We start from the raw sequence: 16,933 nt of genomic DNA, 5'->3' as shown, positions 1-16,933 counted from the left end.
TCTGACGAATTCCACTTGCACGACGGAACACATCCGCGTGACGTTCGATGAATTTGGCAGAAACATCCCCGACAGGGCGCAGTCGGATTCCGGTGACTTCGACAGTCCCTGTTAAGGCAAAATATTCTGGTTCATCCGGAACAGGTTATCAGGATCGTAAGTCCTTTTGATCTCCTGAAGCCGTGCATAGGTTTCCGTACCAAATGCATTTCGCACGAGATTGTCGCCCTCTCCAAGTCCGGGGAAGTTGAGGTACATCCGGCCAGTGGAATGGCGCTGCATATCTTACCAGACATCGCGAACCCAACGGATGTTGGTATCGTCGCCGGCGTTGGACCAGATCGCATCGAGGCTGAGCATGAAGGGCATGGAGCGATCACCAAACGCGGTGGCTTCGGCCGCAACACGCTGCACGGCACCACCGAATTTCCATATCGAAGCATAGGTCATCAGCTCTATGCAAGCCGGATATGTGGCAGAAAGTCCGCAGCCGGGTCGAAAAATGTTTATTTTCGACCCGGACGAGGGATTTAGCCGGTTACTTTCCATCGCCTTCGAGGATTTCACGCGATTCAAGCACCTTGTCGATAAGCCCAAACTCAAGTGATTCCTGTGCGGTCATAAAGTGATCGCGGTCCAGTGTCCGCTCGATTGTATCGTAGTCCCGACCCGTGTGCTTGACGTAGATCTCGTTCAGGCGGCGCTTCAACTTGATGATGTCCTGGGCGTGACGTTCGATATCGGACGCCTGTCCTTGGAAACCGCCCGAGGGCTGGTGCAACATCATGCGGGCGTTCGGCAAAACGAAGCGCATGTCCTTTGCACCGGCAGTCAGAAGCAGTGATCCCATCGACGCAGCCTGTCCGAAGCAAAGCGTCGCTACTGCCGGACGGATGAACTGCATCGTGTCATAAATCGCCATCCCGGAAGTCACGACACCACCCGGCGAGTTGATGTAAATGTTGATTACTTTTTTCGGATTTTCCGATTCAAGAAAAAGCAGCTGCGCGCAAATGAGCGTCGCCATGCCATCCTCGATCGGTCCGGTAATGAAGATAATGCGTTCTTTCAGCAGGCGCGAGAAAATATCATAGGCCCGCTCGCCCCGATTGGTCTGTTCGACGACCATTGGCACGAGGTTCATAGCTGTTTCGATTGGATCTCTCATTGGTGGGCCTCAGCGTTTTGGAGAATGAGGAGCTCAAATACCCCAGATTCGTGGATTACACTTTCGATACATAGGGCGTTGCTACCCGGTTCCGCAAGATGTTGAAGGCGCGATCCTCGCCTCAAGGCAATGCGCTCGACCGATGCTCAAGCTGCCTCTGCCCTCAGCCAGCGCTGAAGTGAAGGCACATCGCCGTCGTCAATCGACCTGGCCACGCGCCGCCCGACTGCCGCGCCAAACTTGTAGCCGTGACCGGAACAGGCTGAAACAACGAGACATTTGTCCAATTCGGTGGCGAAGAACCGCTCATCGGACGTGAAGGTATAAGCGCGGGTGACGACGTCGGTAACCGTGTATTCGGACAGTCGCTTCATTGGCGATGCGAAGAGGTCGCGAATCGCCTCGCCCTCACCTTTTGCCGGAATACGTCTGTACTCGATTGGGTGGTGCTACGGTAAAAAGCACGAGTATGGCTATCAGATGAAGTGGCACCAATGCACGGCGGGTTCAAACCGCTGACGATCGATCGGGATGCGGAAGCACTTCCACCGGATCCGATCAAAGGCTGATGACCAGAGACACAAATGTCCGCCAATGCGAATGCCAAGAACTACCTCGACTATTACCTGCAGGAAGAAAACGAGGCCGACTTCGGGGTAAAGCGCCGGAAACTGCGCGATATTGGCTCAAGCTGATTTCAACGAACCAAAGGAAAGTACCATGATTATTATGCTCGCATTTCTGATCGGTATCGTCGCTGGCCTGCGCGCGATGACGGCACCTGCTGCCGTTGCCTGGGCTGCCGCGCTCGGCTGGTTTGACGTATCACAGACGCCGCTCGCATTCATGGGCTATCGCTGGACGCCGTGGATCTTCACGGTGTTTGCCATCGCCGAACTCGTGTCAGATCAGCTTCCATCCACGCCGTCCCGCAAGGTGCCGTTGCAGTTCGGCGCTCGCATCGTGATGGGCGCGCTGGCGGGGCAACGCTCGGTGCAGCCGGCGGTTCTCTCGTTGCAGCCTGATAGCCGGGATCATTGGTGCTGTGGCCGGAACGTTCGGCGGGGCGGCAGCGCGCGGCAGGCTTGCAGCGACGTTTGGCAGAGACTTGCCAGCGGCACTAATAGAAGACGCAGTCGCTGTCGTGGGCGCGTTCCTGATTGTCGCGAGCTTGTTTTGAGAAACTTCGACGCCACGGGCAAGACCGCGGCCCCCATCGAGCGCAAGTTCGTCGGCGGTAACCATGCTGACCCGGCCGGAGGCGAGGCCCGCTCGATGGATGGCGGCAACTCGGGCTGCGAATTTTAGTTGCGCTGGCAGTCATTCGATTCATAGCTTTTGCGTCATCAGTTCACTCCATTCCATCCGGGGCTCGCTCCTACTTGTATGGTATAAGGAATGCTTTCACGGCATCGATTTCATTGGCCTGAATTTCATGGCCCCCTGAATGCCACTCAGTCGTGACCGCGGTATTCTGTCTTGAGAGATAGGTCTCTAGGGCTAGCGTCGAAACCACAGGGCTGATCGGATCCCGTTTGCCAGCAGTAATCAGTATCCGCCGACCCGCCAGCCCGGGGTTCGGAGCCGGCTGGAACGGAATGAGCGGATGCATAAGAACCGCCGCGTCGAACACGCCGTCTTTGATGAGCACGTTGGCGAGAATGTTTGCGCCGTTGGAGAATCCCAGCCCAATAATGGCGGATGCCTGATGCGTCGATGCGATGTCATTCACGAACGCAACCATCTTGGTCGTCGCGCGTTGGAGGTCCCCCATGTCGTAGACTCCTTCGGCCGTTCTTTTGAAGAAACGTGCAGCACCGTGCTCCGAAACATCGCCGCGCGGCGCGACAATCGTGGCGTCCGGCAAGACTTGCCTGCCGAATTCGAAGAACTGGTTTTCGTCGCCACCTGTCCCGTGAAGTACAAAGAATACAGGCTTTCCGAGCGCCCCGGAATGCATCCGATGCACGTATTGATTCCCGGTCATTAATATTACTCCGTATCTATGCTTCGAGCGGTTCGAGATGTGCCTCGATAGCAGCCCTGAGGTGTTCGTGCTGGCGGGGCAGCTTCAGGGCTTCTCCCAAATGCGCCGTATCCTCGTCCTGATTGAAGCCTGGTTCATTTGTCGCGATTTCGAAGAGAATGCCGCCGGGCGTGCGGAAATAGATCGCCCAGAAGTAGTCACGATCGATGATGGGGGTGACCTGATATCCAGTGTCCATCAACGCCTTCCGGACCTCAAGTTGCGTTGCACGATCTGCAACCGCGAAGGCGACGTGATGAACAGAACCCGCACCTGGAAGCGCGCTGGAGATGTGTGGTGCCGGTGCGAGGTCGATTAAATGAGCCCCGTTTCCGTTCGGCTTCGTTAAGCGTTTCAGTCCGTTTTTTTCTTCCTGGACTTCGTAACCCATGAATTTCAGAAGCTCGGATGTGGAGCCATCATCGCGAAGACGCATCACAACCGAATGAAACCCGCGAATGGCGTGGTCCTCGCTTATGCCTCCGTGCGTCCAAGCAGGCCGCACATCGTCCTTTACCTCAACCAGCGCGAATCCGTCGCCATCCGGTCCAGAAAAGCTAAGGCGTTTCTCGCCGAATGTTTCATCGGCCTTGAGCCCGTCGACCTTAAGATCGCCCAGGCGGTTGCGCCAAAACCCAAGAGCGCCCTCCGGAACGGAAAAGACCGTTGTGCCGACCTCGCCTGTGCCGGGTCGCCGTTGGCCGATATGTGGAAAGGGAAAATACGTCATTATCGATCCGGGCGCACCGGTCTCGTCACCGTAATAGAGATGATAGGTGTCGGGAGAATCGAAGTTCACCGTTTTCTTGACGCGACGCAGCGCCAACGCATCGGTAAAGAAGCGGTTGTTCGTGCGAGCATCGGCTGCCATTGACGTTACGTGATGCAGGCCTTGTATCTGATTAAGCACCGGAAGCTCCTATTCTGCTTTCCTATGTTTCGATGAGAGGTAGATGGCCCGACGGTTCGCGTCGCAAAAGCCTCGCTATTGAACACGCATTGTATCCATTGAGTGAACAGCGAGATTCCGATGTTCAACAGCATGTACTGTTGTGTTGCCGACTTGCTGTGTGACGAATCGCCTCGATGCGCTCGGTGTCGTCCCGGTCAAACGTCGAAATACCCTGGAGAGATGAGCCTGATCTGCAAGGCCGCAGTCCAGGGTATTTCGCATAGCGCGAAACCCCCATCATGAGGTCTTTGGAAGGCGATATCACGCCTTCCTTTGCAAATTCATAGCGGAGAATTGCAGTTGGGCCCATCAGCCTGAATTGCGGTGGGCATAGCAAGCAATACCGATGCGGTCATGTTGGTGCGATTGATGAGTGCCCTCGCCTCACCCGGGGCCAAGCGACAGCTGTCGAGTACGCCAAGTGTAACCGTCTCGGTCGCTGTCTCGACAGTGACCAATCCGGCTACGACAATGTAGATTTTCTCGATCGCCGCATCCTTTAGGGACGTGCGCCCGCCGGGGAGAATGTGAGACAAGCCGATCCAGATCGTGTCGGTTTGGGTCGCTTCCTTACCCTGAAGGCGGAGGCACCGCATGTCGTAATGTTCCGGTGCCTCGTAGGATTTCGCCTCCGCATAGCGCGTGACTTGCATCGCCTTGTTCCTACGGCTTCAGCAAGACGCGGTCAGATGAACCGCGCAGGACCGAGGCATAAGCCTTGGCGGCGAGGTCCAGCGGATAACACGCGTCGGGATTGAACGGGAACGGCTTGAGTATCCCCTGCTCGAACTTCGGCTTCAGTTTGTCGAAAATCCTTGCGCCGTCGATGGAGGACAATGCGAGGGTATCAATCCCGAGATACTTGTGACGACCACGGAAGAAGTTGAAGATGTCGAACGGCACTGCGCGATCGAAGGTTGAAATGAATATCTGCCGGGCCTGTTTGGCCATGGCCTTGTTTGCGATCTCGAAATAAGGGCTCCCCACAGTGTTGAAGACAATATCCGCGCCGTGTCCGTCTGTCCTTTCACGGATGATTGCCGCAATATCCTGCGTACTGCTGTTGAGCATCTCGACAGCTCCGTTCGTATGCCCCATCAACGGCTGCTCGTTGTATTCCACGGCGAATACTCTTGCACCGGCCATGGTGGCAAGCTGGATTGCAGCCTGCCCCACCTTACCGTTGCCGCCGCATACCAGGACCGTATCCGTTGGCTGCACGGTTCCGGCTTCCCTCAATCCTTCGTAAGCAGTGATGAATGGCACGCCGATCGAAGCAGCCTCTTCCATGGTGAGGTTGGCGGGTTTCGCACGTACGGCCTTCTGATCGAGCACCATCCATTTCGCGTGGCTACCGTCCTGGGTGATCCCTAACTCGCCGCCGCCACCCCAGATTTCGAGGCCAATCATCTCCGAGGGCCCTTCCCGCACAATCCCGGCAAAGTCACGGCCCGGAGTACGCGGCCATATCGCGTGAGGCATGTGTCCCAGCGACGCCTTGACATCGCTCGGGTTTACACCTGCCGCGACGATCTCCACGAGCACCTGCCCGGGACCTCGCTGGGGTATGCTGACGTCGGCAACGTCGATCAGCAGATTATCGAGATCCGGCGATTTTTGCATCACACGCAGCGCCTGGCCTGCCTTGGTTTTTGTCTGGATATTCATCGGTTCCGTACTCCTTGATTCATAAAGGGATTGCTTGTCGTCAAGCTGCAAGATTCAGCATTTCTCTTGCTTCTGAGGGCTCTGCGATCTGGGCACCGAGTTTCTCGATCAGATCGCGAGCGCGCTCGACCAATTCGCCATTGCCCTTGGTGGGGACTCCCTTTGCGATGTAAATATTGTCTTCGAGGCCCACCCGCACATGTCCGCCGAGCAGATAAGATTGAACAGCCATTGGAAAAGACATGCGGCCGACGCCGAAGCCCGTCCAGACCGCATCGCGGGGCAGCATCCGCGCGGCGACGGACATCGCATCGGGCGTCGATGGCAGTCCGTATTTTATGCCGGTAACGATCGAGAACATCGGCGGGGACTTGAGGACCCCGCTTTTGAGCAGATCCTGAGCCAGTTGGATGTCACCCGTGTCAAAGACCTCGATTTCAGGTTTTACGCCGGCGCTGTGAATGATGTCTGCCATGATTGTGACATTACCGGGAGTGTTGATTACAACCTCGCGCCCGAACGTCATTGTGTTGAGGTCCAGCGTGCTGATGTCAGGCTTCAAGGCGACGATATGTTCCACACGCTTTTCCGGTCGCATGAGCGTCGTACGCGGTCCGGCAATGGCCGGATCATGTTCGCTCGGCTGGTATCGACCTCCGGGTCCCGTCGTCAGGTTCAGGATCAGCGCATTGTTCTTGGCACGAATGCGCTCAACGACCTCCCGATAGTAGTCGAGCTTCATCGAGGGCTCACCGTTTTCAGGGTTGCGGACGTGGATATGCGCTATAGCAGCGCCGGCATCCGCAGCCTCGAGACAGGCATCGGCGATTTCCTCGGGGGTGACAGGGAGTGCCGGGTATTGCTGAGGTGTCGTGAGGTTGCCAGTGACGGCGCAGGTGATGATGATTTTTGGCTGCATCAAAGGTGCCTCCCGCCGTCCACGATGATCCGGCTCCCCGTGGAGAACTTCAAATGTGTGGCGCAGGAAAGGATTGCTTCGGCTACGTCGGCCGTTGTGGTTACCCGCTTCAGGGGCGTGGTCGCGGCCGCCTTGTCGGTGAACTCCTTTCCCCGTCCCGGCACGAATTGCGTGTCGACGACGCCAGGAGAGATTGCCATGACCCGGACTTCCGGTGCCAGGGCCCGGGCAAGCGAATTGGTCATGATATCAAGGCCAGCCTTGGCTCCGCAGTAGGCTATGTTCGATCCAAGTCCTGTGAACGCCGCAATCGACGAGACACTCACAATCAGCCCATCGCCGGAAGCTTTGAGGGCTGGCGCGAAAGCGCGGATCGTTGCAAAAACACCGCGCCAGTTGTTGACGAATATCTGATCGATCAGATCGTCTGTGAGCGCCGCAAGATCGTTGTGGGGCACGGGCTTGGTGATGCCAGCCGTATTGACCAGGATATCGACCTGCGAAAACCGTTCCAAGACAGCTCTCTGGAAGGCGGTGATCGTCGCGGTGTCTTCGATCGAGACCGGCAAGGCAATGTGTCCGGTACCCGGCATGCCAGCAATCGTTTCTTCTGCGCGGTCCCTTCCGGAGCGATAGCCGACGACAACCGTGGCACCGGCCGCCGCAAGCAGCGTACAGGTTTCCCGGCCTATGCCGCCCGATCCGCCGACGACCACGGCCACCCTTCCATCAAGAGGCTGGCTTGAATTCAACGAACTCATTTTTACGCAACCTTTCCCGAAATCGGTGGCACCGGCTGGGTCGAGATCCCGGCTACCAACTTGAAATCGTATTCACAGGTGTAGAATGGCGTCGTCGCATCGGGATAGTCGGGGTCCGGTTCATTGCGTTCTACAAAGTGACCGACAATCTGCGTCTTCGCGCCAAAGACGACGTCCGCGGCCAACGCCTCGGGACTGTCGGAGAAGATCTGTGTGACAAGGGTTTTGTATCCCGGGGCGGAGACGATGAAATGCACATGGGCCGGCCGCATGGGCGCACGTTCCTGCGCACGCAGGAGTACACCGACCGGGCCGTTCGTCGGAACGGGATAACCTGCCGGCTTCACCGAGACGAAATGATATCTGCCGTCCTCGTCGGTGGTGAACCTCCCCCGCAGGTTGAAATCGTCCTGTCCCGCATCCTGGTTCTCATAGAGACCGACCGGAGACGCCTGCCAGACGTCGAGTGTCACCCCTTGTATCGGGTTTCCTTCGACATCGGTGACCCTGCCGCTGAAAAAGAGTTTTGGCCCGGGCGTTGCCGACCGGGCAATGCAATCGCCCAGTTGGCAGTGCGGAGCTTGGCCGCGATAGAACGGTCCCAATAGCGCTGACATCGTCTCGCCCTGCATCCCGTTATTGTTGATGAGATCAATGAGAGTGGATGCGCCAAGAGCATCCGCTGCGAGGACCACCTCGTTATGGCTCTCGTTTGTGTGTTTTCCCAACTCGGCAATCCACTGAAGGCCGAACTCGTATTCCTCTTCGGTCGGACGCGTCTCCAGGATGAACTGATGGAGATGGGTCACCAGCGACGTCATCATCTGCGTCAGACGCGGGCTGGCTGTGTTACCCATCGCTGCGAGCACCGCAGGTGTCACATCGCTTTCACGAGAAATGAGTTTCGGCAAAATTTTCATCTGGTTCATGGGGCAAACTCCTTGCCGTTCTGGCTCACGCAGCGGCGTATCCAGTTTGGTTCTTGAGACCCTGGAGGTGCGGGTATTTCTCGGTCAGCAGCGAGCCGTGGTAATAGGTCTTGCGGAACGGAATCGTGGCTTTGATGCGTTCCAGCCACGCCCCGATCTTGGGAACCTCATCCCACATCCGTCCGAGGTTGATATCGTCCATCCGCACGATCACGGGCATTATGGCGATATCGGCGAGAGTCTGGTTCGCACCCATGAGCCACGGACCTCCGCTCTTGTGCAACCAGTCACGCATCCGGTCGATACCACGCTGCAGACGGCCGAGCGCCTCGTCCATTTCCGCCTGGGGAAATCCGGTGCGTCCCATCTTCATCAGGAATTCGCGCCGCAGCGGCTTGCTGTCGCAAAGAGCCTGAAACTCGTCCTCTTGCATCGCCTGGAAATGCGGAAGGAAAGCCAGATTGTACGAGGGCACCCGGACCGCCGGTGTCGGCACTTCGTCAATGAAGCGCATCATCGCCCGCATCTCTGCTGCTTGAAGCGGCTCGACGGGCCGAAAAAGTTCAGTGCCGGGAAGGATGTCCTCCAGATACTCCAGGATCACTGCAGAGTCGGTGACGGGTGAGCCATTGTGTACCAGCGTCGGAACCACGCCGTTGGCGTTGATCGCCAGATATTCCGGGCGCAACTGGTCGCCCTTGAAGAGGTCGAGCCTGTGTTCCTCGAAATCCTCGCCCTTGGCGTGAAGTGCATAGCGCACACGTTGGCTGCAGGTTGATTGCGGCGCGTTGTACAAGACGAACTCCGGCATGTTGTCCTCCTTCGGCATTTACGGGGCAAGGGTTGCTTTGCCTTGCGGCTCGTACTGGTGAATTGCAGGTCAATCCCAGTTCAAGACACGCGGCAACTTGCCCTTCCTGGCCAAGGTGCCTACCAGGCCAAGTGGGAAGAACATCAGTCCCACCATCATGACCAAACCAGTTCCAAGGATGTTGAATTCGGATGCTCCCATCAGTGCGACCGAAGCCTCGTTAAATGCGACGATGAGAATCGCGCCGATGACCGGTCCGGCGATCGTGCCCTTTCCGCCGAGGATGCACATCAGAACAAGATTGGCCGATACCAGTATGACCAGGAAAATGTTCGGCCTTAGATAGGTCAGGTATTCTCCCCAAACCGCACCGGCCATGCCTACGAAAAAGGCGGACAAGGCGAACGCCAGCATCTTGTAAAATCGCGTATCGATGCCTGCGCTTTCGGCCTTGACCTCGTCTTTGGAAATTGCCCTCAGACCCAGCCCGAATTTCGAATGCTTGATCTTGTAAGTGGACCACACGGTAAATGCGGCGATCAGCACCAGGGCGTAGTAGTAGGGCAACTTGGCCCATAACACGGGCAGGTCATTGGCAGGCAGCGCGACGCCATTGGCACCGCCGATGAATGACCAGTTGTCGAACAGGATGCGTGCGATCATCAGCAAGGCTATCGACGAGATGATGAAGCTCGGTCCCCGCACTTTGAGGGTGACGAACGCCACCATGTAACCGACGACGCCTGCGACCAGCCCGGCGAGAGGTGCGAGCACAATCGTTGAGATGCCGTAACGCGCGAAAATCATGCCAGCGAAATAACCGCCGATCGCGAAAAAGACGCTATGACCGAGCGAGACATAGCCTGCGAAGCCACCCAGAATGTTCCACCCTGCGGCCATGGCAACATAGGAAGCAGTGAACAGAACAAGATGCAGGACGTAATTATAGTTTCCGGCAAATTGCAGCAGCGGCAAAGCCAGGAGGACTGCCATGACCGCAATAGGGAACCAGACAGAACGGGTCTTGTCGGCCCCCAGGGCCAGTTTTTCGTTGTGCAGTCGACGCGCTTCGATAACCGAACTTGCGCTGTAGTTTTGCAAACTAACGGACATCATGCCAACTCCGGTTTGTCGCCGAACAATCCTTGCGGACGGATCAGCAAAATGACGAAAAGTGCGAGGAAGAATGTCATCGTCGACCAGGTCGACCCGACCCACGTGCCGACAAAGGCGGCAATGATGGACAGGCCGAAAGCCGCAACGACAGTACCAAGGATGCTGCCCATGCCACCCAGAACGACCACGGACATCAGCATCGCAATCCACTCCCATTGCTTGGCCGGGAAGAAGCTGAAAACGAAGCTCACAAGCGATCCCGCAGCTCCGGCAAGCCCGATGCCCAGGGCGAAAGCGAGAATACTGATGAAGTTGACGTTGACGCCCAAGAGCTCGGCGGCTTCACGGTTCTGCGTGGTGGCCCGGATGGCGTAGCCCAAGCGTGAATATTTAAGGAAGAGCGTCAGTGCGCCGATGATCGCGAGCGACACGATGCCCGCATAAAGTTGTCCCTTTGGAATGAAGATATCCGCGAAGTAAAACGCATCGGTGGCGTAGTCGGGCGAGGTAACACGCTGCGTATTGGTGAACAGTCCTCCCAGAAGACCTTCGACCATCATTGCAAGGGCGAACGTCAGCAGCACGGTCATCTCGGAATATTTGGCGCTTTTTGCCTCTTTCTCGAAAATGAGCCGATAGAGGAGGACGCCGATCGCTGCCATTATAATCGAAGCGATCGGCAACATCAGCAGAGGGTCAATGCCCCATGACTTGAAGCCCCAATAGGTGATGTACGCTCCGGCGATGATCAGCGCCGGGTGCGCAAGGTTGACGATGCGCATGACGCCGAAGACGAGGGAGAGCCCTGATCCCATGAGGGCGATCACACCGCCCAGGGCCATGCCCAACACCAGTACCTGTACAATCTGAGCCATTATCTCTTCTCCCGTCAGGCGGCTTTCTTGCCGCCGAGGTACAATTCCTGGATTCGCGGGTCGGCGAGGACATCGGCAGCGGTGCCTTCGAACAGCGTCCGGCCAAGATCGAGCACGACGCCCCAATCCGAATTCTTCAGCCCCATCAGAGCATTCTGCTCGACCAGCAGGACTGTCACGCCCTCTTCGGACATCATCTTCATGATGTTGAACATCTCCTGGACCACCTTCGGCGCAAGTCCGAGCGACGGTTCGTCAAGCATGACAATGTCGGGCTTGATGATCAGCGTGCGGGCCATGGCAAGCGTTTGCTGCTGGCCACCTGACATAGTGCCTGCATGCTGGTCAGCGCGTTCCTTCAGCAGCGGAAACCGCTCCAGGATTTCTCCGATACGCCGCTCGCGCTCCCGCGCATCGTTGAGAATAAATCCGCCCATGCGCAGGTTTTCGAGAACCGTCATTTTGGGAAAAAGCGCCCTTTCCTGCGGGACAAAGCAGATGCCCTTTCGCAGGATCTGGTCCGGACGCAGGCCGTTGAGCCTCTCGCCCTTGAAGACAACGTCGCCGCCACGGATGTTGAGCATGCCGCAGATCGACTTGAGCAACGTCGATTTTCCGGCACCGTTCGGGCCGATGATGCAATGCACCTTGCCCGGCTCGACCGTCAGATGCGCGCCGTCCAGGATCGCTGGCCCGTCTCCGTAACCCGCGGTGATGTTGGTCACCTGCAACAGCTCCGTCATCACGCTGCCTCCGCTTCGAGGACACCGCCAAGATAGGCGTCGAGCACTGCAGGATCGTTCCGCACGATTTCCGGGGTCCCCGCGCAAATGACCTTCCCCTGCCCCATGACCACGATCTTGTGCGAAAGGCGCATAATCAGATCCATGTTGTGTTCTACGATCAGCACGGTCATCCCCTTCTCGTTCAGCGCCTGGATATGGCCGACGATCTCCTCCATCAGGGACGGATTGACGCCTCCTGCCGGCTCGTCGAGCAGAATGATTTTGGGGTCCGACATCAGAAGTGCGGCGAAATCCATCAGCTTCTTCTGGCCATAGGAAAGATTGTATCCGTCCTCGTAAGCGATGCGGGTGATACCGAGGAAGTCCAGGATCGCCATCGCCTTGTCCTTCTCTTCGGCGGTGATGGCCGGACTGAAAAGGCCGCGGATTCCGTTTACTTTGGATTGCACAATGACGTTCTCGACCACGGTCATGTCGGCCAGACTGCGCGATATCTGGAATGTCCGGGTCAACCCCTTGCCCGTGATCTTGTGCGGACGCAGATGGTCGATGCGCTCTCCATCAAGCCACACTTCGCCTGAAGTGGGCGTTACCGTGCGGCTGATACAATTGAAGGCGGTTGTCTTCCCGGCACCGTTCGGGCCGATGAGGGCAGTGATCGATCCCTTTTCGACTTCGAAAGTCGCGCCGTCGACTGCCTTGATGCCTCCGTAGTATTTGCAAAGATTCTTCACTTCGAGCATTCGACTGGCCTCCATCACCAATTTGGCTGCAGTGTACCTGCTAGGGCGGGACGCCGTACCCCGACGCCCCGAACCCGCTCCGTCAAAATCCGGATTTGGGATAGCTAAGGTGGTCCAAGCCTTCGAGTTCGCCCTTCGGATAGACTATCTTGAGCGCTCCATCCTGCCATTGCGTCAGCAGAAACGGCTTGTCCTTGGGCAGTCCCTTTTCGTCCCACGTAAAACTGCCAAGGATGGTTTTGACCGGATTGTCCTTGGTGCGCGCGTTCAGCCAATCACCCATCTTTGCATTGTCGGTCGATCCAGCCCCGATGATCGCCTGTTCGATTCCCTGGCAAACCGCGAACGGTATGGCGCTGTCCTCGTCCGGCGCAACGCCGTATTCGGTCTGAAAGTCTTTTACAAAGTCGGCATTGCTCAAGGGTTTGCCCGCGATCGTGCTGTCAAAGGAAGCATCCTTGTGCCAGCTTGTATGGATCAGCACACCGTTTGCGGCTTTCTCACCGACACCTTCAAGGTACTCGGCCTGCGCGCCCTGGCTGAGATAGACCAGCTTCGGCTTGGCACCTACGGTTTTCAGGCCGCGGGTCAGTTGCACGGCCTCCTCGGCCGAAGCGGTCATTCCGATGACGAGTTCAGCGCCCGATTGTTTGATCGAGTTTGCAAGATTGAGCCAATCGTTGAACCCTTCCTCCGGCCATTTCTCCTCCATCACCACCTTGATACCGGAATCCGCGAGATAGCCGGGCGCAAGATCCGCGATCACCTTGTTATTTGCAGGATCCGTTACTTTTTGCCCGAGCAATCCTGCACCTATGGCATTGGCGAAGAAGTCATCCGCATAGACAACGGCAGCGGTTTTCGGTGCCTCCCCGGCGGGTATGAGATCCTTGATCAGCCCGGCGATGGATGCGCCTGTGTACTCGGCGGCATTTGGCTGAAAATAGAAAAGGTTCTTGTGACCCTGCTCGTAGATACGCAGTGCACCACCGGATGGGACAGCGTGGACCATGTTATTTTTGGCAAGGATGTTTGCGATCGGGAATGTCAGCCGACTCGAGAACGTGCCATAGACGGCATCGACCTTGTCGACATTGATGAACCGTTCATACTGGTTGATCGCGGTGGCCGGATCCGAGCGGTTATCGCTGACGATCAACTGAACCTGGCGTCCGAGAATGCCGCCCGCTTCGTTGATGAGCTTGATGCAGAGTTCATATCCCTGCTTGTGTTTCTCGCCGCTGACCGACAGACCACCCGTAATTGGTAGCGATGCGCCTATCTTGAGATCGTCGGCAATTGCGGTTCCCGCAATGAGCGCCGACGCAGCAACGCTGATCAAGAATTTCGTAAGTTTCATGCGACTTTCCTCCCGCAATCGATTGCACGTTCCGGCGTTGATAAATCCTTGTCACGCCGGGCAACATGCTTGCCCGGTAACAAAGACATATAACGTTGGGGCTCCTCCCCCATCGATCGATGACCCCGCTCATTTGGGTTATGCCATGCAATCGATTGCGCGAATAGTTAACACGGGACAGATAAATGGTCAACGGATTTCTTGCAATCGATTGCAGAAACATGTAATCCTTTGATTGGACAGACAAAAACGAAGGCAAATCATGCAAAAGCGACGGATTACACTCAAAGATATCGCGAGAGAAACGGGCGTGCACGTCTCGACCGTATCCAGAGCCCTTGATCCGGCAGAGAGAAATACAATTACTGGCGAGGTGGTATCGCGCATTCAGGCTGCAGCCGACAAGCTGGGTTATCGGCCTAACCGTATTGCAGCAGGACTGCGCACCAACCGGACGATGACAGTGGGAGTGATGATCCCCGACATCACCAACGTTATCTTCCCGCCAATATTGCGTGGAATTGAAAGCGTTCTGGAACCGTTGGGCTATGCATCGATAATCGTGAACACCGACAGTGAACGTGAACGTGAGAGCCGATTGGTGGACGTTCTGCGCGACCGGGGTGTTGATGGCATCATCCATGCCGCCGCCTTGCGGAGTGATCCGTCCATAGCACAAGCAGCTGCCGACGGATTACCGGTGGTAACGTTGAACCGCAAGGTTGAGATGTCGAATATTCCGTACGTCATCAATGATGAGGAGTACGGTATTTACGAGATGCTTCGGCACCTTCATGATCTCGGACACCGGAGGATCGCCCATATTGCAGGTCCCCAGGATCTGTCTACCGGGCAGTTGCGGCTGGAAGCCTTTTATAAGGCCGCCAGGCAGCTTTCCATTTCGATCGAGTCAGGCCTTGTCGTGACGGCGAACCGGTTCGATGAAGGGGAAGGAGCACGGTGCACACAAGACTTGCTGGATTCTGGCGAAACATTCACCGCTATCCTGTGCGCGAACGACCGTCTTGCATTGGGTGCCATCGAGAGCTTGCGGGAGCGCGGCATCGATTGTCCACGTGGCATGTCCGTCACCGGATTTAACGACATGCCATTTCTTGATCTGATCCGGCCAAAACTCACCACTGTCAGGATACAGCAATATGGTGCCGGCTGCACGGCCGCGAAGCTCCTGGTGCAATTGATGTGCGGTGAGGAGCCGTCGACAATACCGCTCGAAACTATTCTGCCAGTCGAAATTGTGATCCGCGAGAGCACCGCTCCAATTGCAACCGTTTCATCCTTCGCGTGATTGGCGACCGGTTGCTCATACTGCAGGACAACTTATGAACTATGTCCTAGTGAGGCAGGTTTCCTCGCACGCAGACCAGATAGCCACGATCAAATCGTCATCGGGCGGACACCCCATCGTTGGTTACTGGAATACCGTGTCGAGCGAGCAAAGAAACTGCTTCTCAGGCCGATGTCGATCGCTGAAATCACTGCCGCCTGCTGCTTTACTGCTCAAAGTCACATGACAGGAACTTTCAAAGGCATCGAGGGTGTGCCGCCCGGTTTTTGGCGACGTCTCCGCACCTGGGTTTATAAAAGTCTGAACACGTTGACCGGCCGCAGGCGTTTCTTCGCCGTTGTCGGATGGACCGTGGAAATCTTCAAAACGGCGGCCGAATTAGACAAGACGCGCACTTGGGCGTTGTTGCATGGTTCAGCTATTGGACACACTTGGATCTTTGATGTGTGGTTTAAGCGGTGGTGGCTTTGACGCAGACGGAATTTGGACGTGCGGATGACAGCATCCGGTTCAGAATGTTGCAACGGCGTGACGCCTCTGCCTGTTGGTTGATGAATGTCCGCGCCTTCAAACGATTGCTGTTCCCCCTTTTATGACGGCTCATGGTTGTTTCAACCCGTGAACGCTTTCCATAATCGTTTCGCACCTGCCATAACATTCGACCATCTTCAGCAAGGCTTGTGATATGCGCCTCTCGCTGTATCGACGGACCATAAATGTCTTTGGGAACGCAAGTTGAGCGAGGCGGGATAATGATCCGTGCTGATGGGCTATGCTGCAGGATTGCGGCATATGTGGGCTGACCATCATAAGCCCCATCGGCCGTGAAGCGATCAATCCGATCATCGATCTGATCGAGCAATGTTTCCAGCTGGCTGACATCACTTGTATCCTGATCGGTTAAAACTTCCGCAATGATCTCACCGGTCTCAGCATTAATGGCAATGTGGAGCTTGCGCCATTGTCTGCGGGCTTTTACGCCGTGCTTTTCCTCAAACCATTGGCCAGCACCATAGATTTTCAGGCCGGTGCTATCCACAATCACATGCAGTGGTTTGTTACCAACCTTACCTCTTTCAGTCTTGCTCTTCTGTCTTCCGGTCTGACCGGAGCGACGGCTCATTGTTGTGTGATCGGGAACGAGCAGGTTCAGCCCCATGAGCGCAAGCACTGAGGAAACAAACCCTTCGACCTGTCGCAGAGGAAGTGCAAAGACCAGACCAAGCGTTAGGGATGTTTCAATTGCCAGATCGGAATAGCGTGGCTGACCACCACGTGTCTTTCTCTTTGGTGCATGCCAGACTGCAAGTGCCTCGTCACTAAACCAGAAGGTGATGCTGCCGCGTTGACGCAAGCCCGCCTCATACTCTGCCCAGTTCGTGACCTTGAATTTCTGTTTGCCTATATGGTGACGGCGCTTGGCATTGTGTTTGAAGGGCATGGTGGGCATCCTCTGGAACAGAGCACCGTCTTATTATCGCCAATTCATCAACAATCCGTGCGGTAATACCGATCCACGCACCAACGCCCTTATCAGCGCCACCGTTATG

21 protein-coding genes and 1 pseudogene are annotated in these 16,933 nt (G+C 56.4%); 3 read left to right on the top strand and 19 right to left on the bottom strand.

Annotated elements, in window-relative coordinates; translation table 11 throughout:
• Positions 1-111: 111 nt before the first annotated feature.
• The 4 genes from ACSQ3H_RS28320 to ACSQ3H_RS28305 all read right to left on the bottom strand — a co-directional run bounded on the left by ACSQ3H_RS28320 (position 112) and on the right by ACSQ3H_RS28305 (position 1,542).
• Positions 112-258: a BBE domain-containing protein gene (locus ACSQ3H_RS28320; protein ID WP_436120424.1), complete on the bottom strand. Its 147-nt coding sequence runs from the start codon at positions 256-258 to the stop codon at positions 112-114.
• Positions 259-285: 27 nt separating this feature from the next.
• Positions 286-450, bottom strand: a complete 165-nt coding sequence (locus tag ACSQ3H_RS28315) for a hypothetical protein (protein ID WP_436120369.1) — start codon at positions 448-450, stop codon at positions 286-288.
• A gap of 88 nt (positions 451-538) precedes the next feature.
• The gene (locus tag ACSQ3H_RS28310; RefSeq protein WP_436120368.1) at positions 539-1,168 is read right to left on the bottom strand and encodes an ATP-dependent Clp protease proteolytic subunit; all 630 of its coding nucleotides are present in this window, start codon (positions 1,166-1,168) and stop codon (positions 539-541) included.
• Positions 1,169-1,314: 146 nt separating this feature from the next.
• On the bottom strand, positions 1,315-1,542 hold the full coding sequence (locus ACSQ3H_RS28305; RefSeq protein WP_436120367.1) for a hypothetical protein: 228 nt from the start codon (positions 1,540-1,542) through the stop codon (positions 1,315-1,317).
• A gap of 346 nt (positions 1,543-1,888) precedes the next feature.
• Between ACSQ3H_RS28305 and ACSQ3H_RS28300 the strand changes: the two are divergent.
• Positions 1,889-2,348: pseudogene (locus ACSQ3H_RS28300) on the top strand (DUF4126 family protein).
• Between the two features lie 198 nt (positions 2,349-2,546).
• Here ACSQ3H_RS28300 and ACSQ3H_RS28295 read toward each other — a convergent pair.
• The 14 genes from ACSQ3H_RS28295 to ACSQ3H_RS28230 all read right to left on the bottom strand — a co-directional run bounded on the left by ACSQ3H_RS28295 (position 2,547) and on the right by ACSQ3H_RS28230 (position 14,074).
• Complete coding sequence (locus ACSQ3H_RS28295; protein ID WP_436120366.1) at positions 2,547-3,155, bottom strand: alpha/beta hydrolase; 609 nt, start codon at positions 3,153-3,155, stop codon at positions 2,547-2,549.
• A 16-nt stretch (positions 3,156-3,171) separates the two neighbouring features.
• Positions 3,172-4,104 carry a VOC family protein gene (locus tag ACSQ3H_RS28290; protein ID WP_436120365.1) on the bottom strand — a complete coding sequence of 311 codons (933 nt, stop codon included), beginning with the start codon at positions 4,102-4,104 and terminating at the stop codon, positions 3,172-3,174.
• Positions 4,105-4,179: 75 nt separating this feature from the next.
• The gene (locus tag ACSQ3H_RS28285) at positions 4,180-4,368 is read right to left on the bottom strand and encodes an AraC family transcriptional regulator (protein WP_436120364.1); all 189 of its coding nucleotides are present in this window, start codon (positions 4,366-4,368) and stop codon (positions 4,180-4,182) included.
• Positions 4,369-4,427: 59 nt separating this feature from the next.
• Entirely contained in the window at positions 4,428-4,799 is a 372-nt protein-coding gene (locus ACSQ3H_RS28280; protein WP_436120363.1) for a cupin domain-containing protein, read from the bottom strand.
• Between the two features lie 10 nt (positions 4,800-4,809).
• Positions 4,810-5,814 (bottom strand): quinone oxidoreductase family protein, encoded by a 1,005-nt coding sequence (locus ACSQ3H_RS28275; protein ID WP_436120362.1) that lies wholly within the window; start codon positions 5,812-5,814, stop codon positions 4,810-4,812.
• 40 nt (positions 5,815-5,854) lie between these two features.
• Positions 5,855-6,733, bottom strand: coding sequence for a 3-keto-5-aminohexanoate cleavage protein (locus ACSQ3H_RS28270; RefSeq protein WP_436120361.1), 879 nt, complete (start codon positions 6,731-6,733; stop codon positions 5,855-5,857).
• Complete coding sequence (locus tag ACSQ3H_RS28265) at positions 6,733-7,494, bottom strand: SDR family NAD(P)-dependent oxidoreductase (RefSeq protein WP_436120360.1); 762 nt, start codon at positions 7,492-7,494, stop codon at positions 6,733-6,735. Before ACSQ3H_RS28265 ends, ACSQ3H_RS28270 begins: the two co-directional genes overlap by 1 nt.
• A gap of 2 nt (positions 7,495-7,496) precedes the next feature.
• The gene (locus tag ACSQ3H_RS28260) at positions 7,497-8,423 is read right to left on the bottom strand and encodes a dioxygenase (protein WP_436120359.1); all 927 of its coding nucleotides are present in this window, start codon (positions 8,421-8,423) and stop codon (positions 7,497-7,499) included.
• A 25-nt stretch (positions 8,424-8,448) separates the two neighbouring features.
• Positions 8,449-9,234 (bottom strand): glutathione S-transferase family protein, encoded by a 786-nt coding sequence (locus tag ACSQ3H_RS28255; RefSeq protein ID WP_436120358.1) that lies wholly within the window; start codon positions 9,232-9,234, stop codon positions 8,449-8,451.
• Between the two features lie 69 nt (positions 9,235-9,303).
• On the bottom strand, positions 9,304-10,350 hold the full coding sequence (locus tag ACSQ3H_RS28250; RefSeq protein ID WP_436120357.1) for a branched-chain amino acid ABC transporter permease: 1,047 nt from the start codon (positions 10,348-10,350) through the stop codon (positions 9,304-9,306).
• Positions 10,347-11,225, bottom strand: a complete 879-nt coding sequence (locus ACSQ3H_RS28245; RefSeq protein ID WP_436120356.1) for a branched-chain amino acid ABC transporter permease — start codon at positions 11,223-11,225, stop codon at positions 10,347-10,349. Before ACSQ3H_RS28245 ends, ACSQ3H_RS28250 begins: the two co-directional genes overlap by 4 nt.
• Before the next feature lie 14 nt (positions 11,226-11,239).
• Entirely contained in the window at positions 11,240-11,968 is a 729-nt protein-coding gene (locus tag ACSQ3H_RS28240) for an ABC transporter ATP-binding protein (RefSeq protein WP_436120355.1), read from the bottom strand.
• Entirely contained in the window at positions 11,968-12,714 is a 747-nt protein-coding gene (locus tag ACSQ3H_RS28235; RefSeq protein ID WP_436120354.1) for an ABC transporter ATP-binding protein, read from the bottom strand. Before ACSQ3H_RS28235 ends, ACSQ3H_RS28240 begins: the two co-directional genes overlap by 1 nt.
• Before the next feature lie 82 nt (positions 12,715-12,796).
• Positions 12,797-14,074, bottom strand: coding sequence for an amino acid ABC transporter substrate-binding protein (locus ACSQ3H_RS28230; RefSeq protein WP_436120353.1), 1,278 nt, complete (start codon positions 14,072-14,074; stop codon positions 12,797-12,799).
• Positions 14,075-14,336: 262 nt separating this feature from the next.
• On the opposite strand from ACSQ3H_RS28230, the gene ACSQ3H_RS28225 reads away from it, so the two are divergent.
• Positions 14,337-15,383: a LacI family DNA-binding transcriptional regulator gene (locus ACSQ3H_RS28225; RefSeq protein WP_436120352.1), complete on the top strand. Its 1,047-nt coding sequence runs from the start codon at positions 14,337-14,339 to the stop codon at positions 15,381-15,383.
• Positions 15,384-15,854: a helix-turn-helix domain-containing protein gene (locus tag ACSQ3H_RS28220; RefSeq protein ID WP_436120351.1), complete on the top strand. Its 471-nt coding sequence runs from the start codon at positions 15,384-15,386 to the stop codon at positions 15,852-15,854. It begins immediately after the preceding gene.
• Here ACSQ3H_RS28220 and ACSQ3H_RS28215 read toward each other — a convergent pair.
• Complete coding sequence (locus tag ACSQ3H_RS28215; RefSeq protein WP_436120350.1) at positions 15,835-16,824, bottom strand: IS5 family transposase; 990 nt, start codon at positions 16,822-16,824, stop codon at positions 15,835-15,837. The genes ACSQ3H_RS28220 and ACSQ3H_RS28215 overlap by 20 nt on opposite strands.
• Positions 16,825-16,933: the final 109 nt, after the last annotated feature.

This window comes from Phyllobacterium sp. LjRoot231 (assembly GCF_964253365.1).
In the GTDB taxonomy this organism is placed as follows: Bacteria; Pseudomonadota; Alphaproteobacteria; order Rhizobiales; family Rhizobiaceae; genus Phyllobacterium.
Note: the sequence above shows the minus strand (reverse complement) of the source record. Positions and strands in the feature narration are given on the sequence as shown.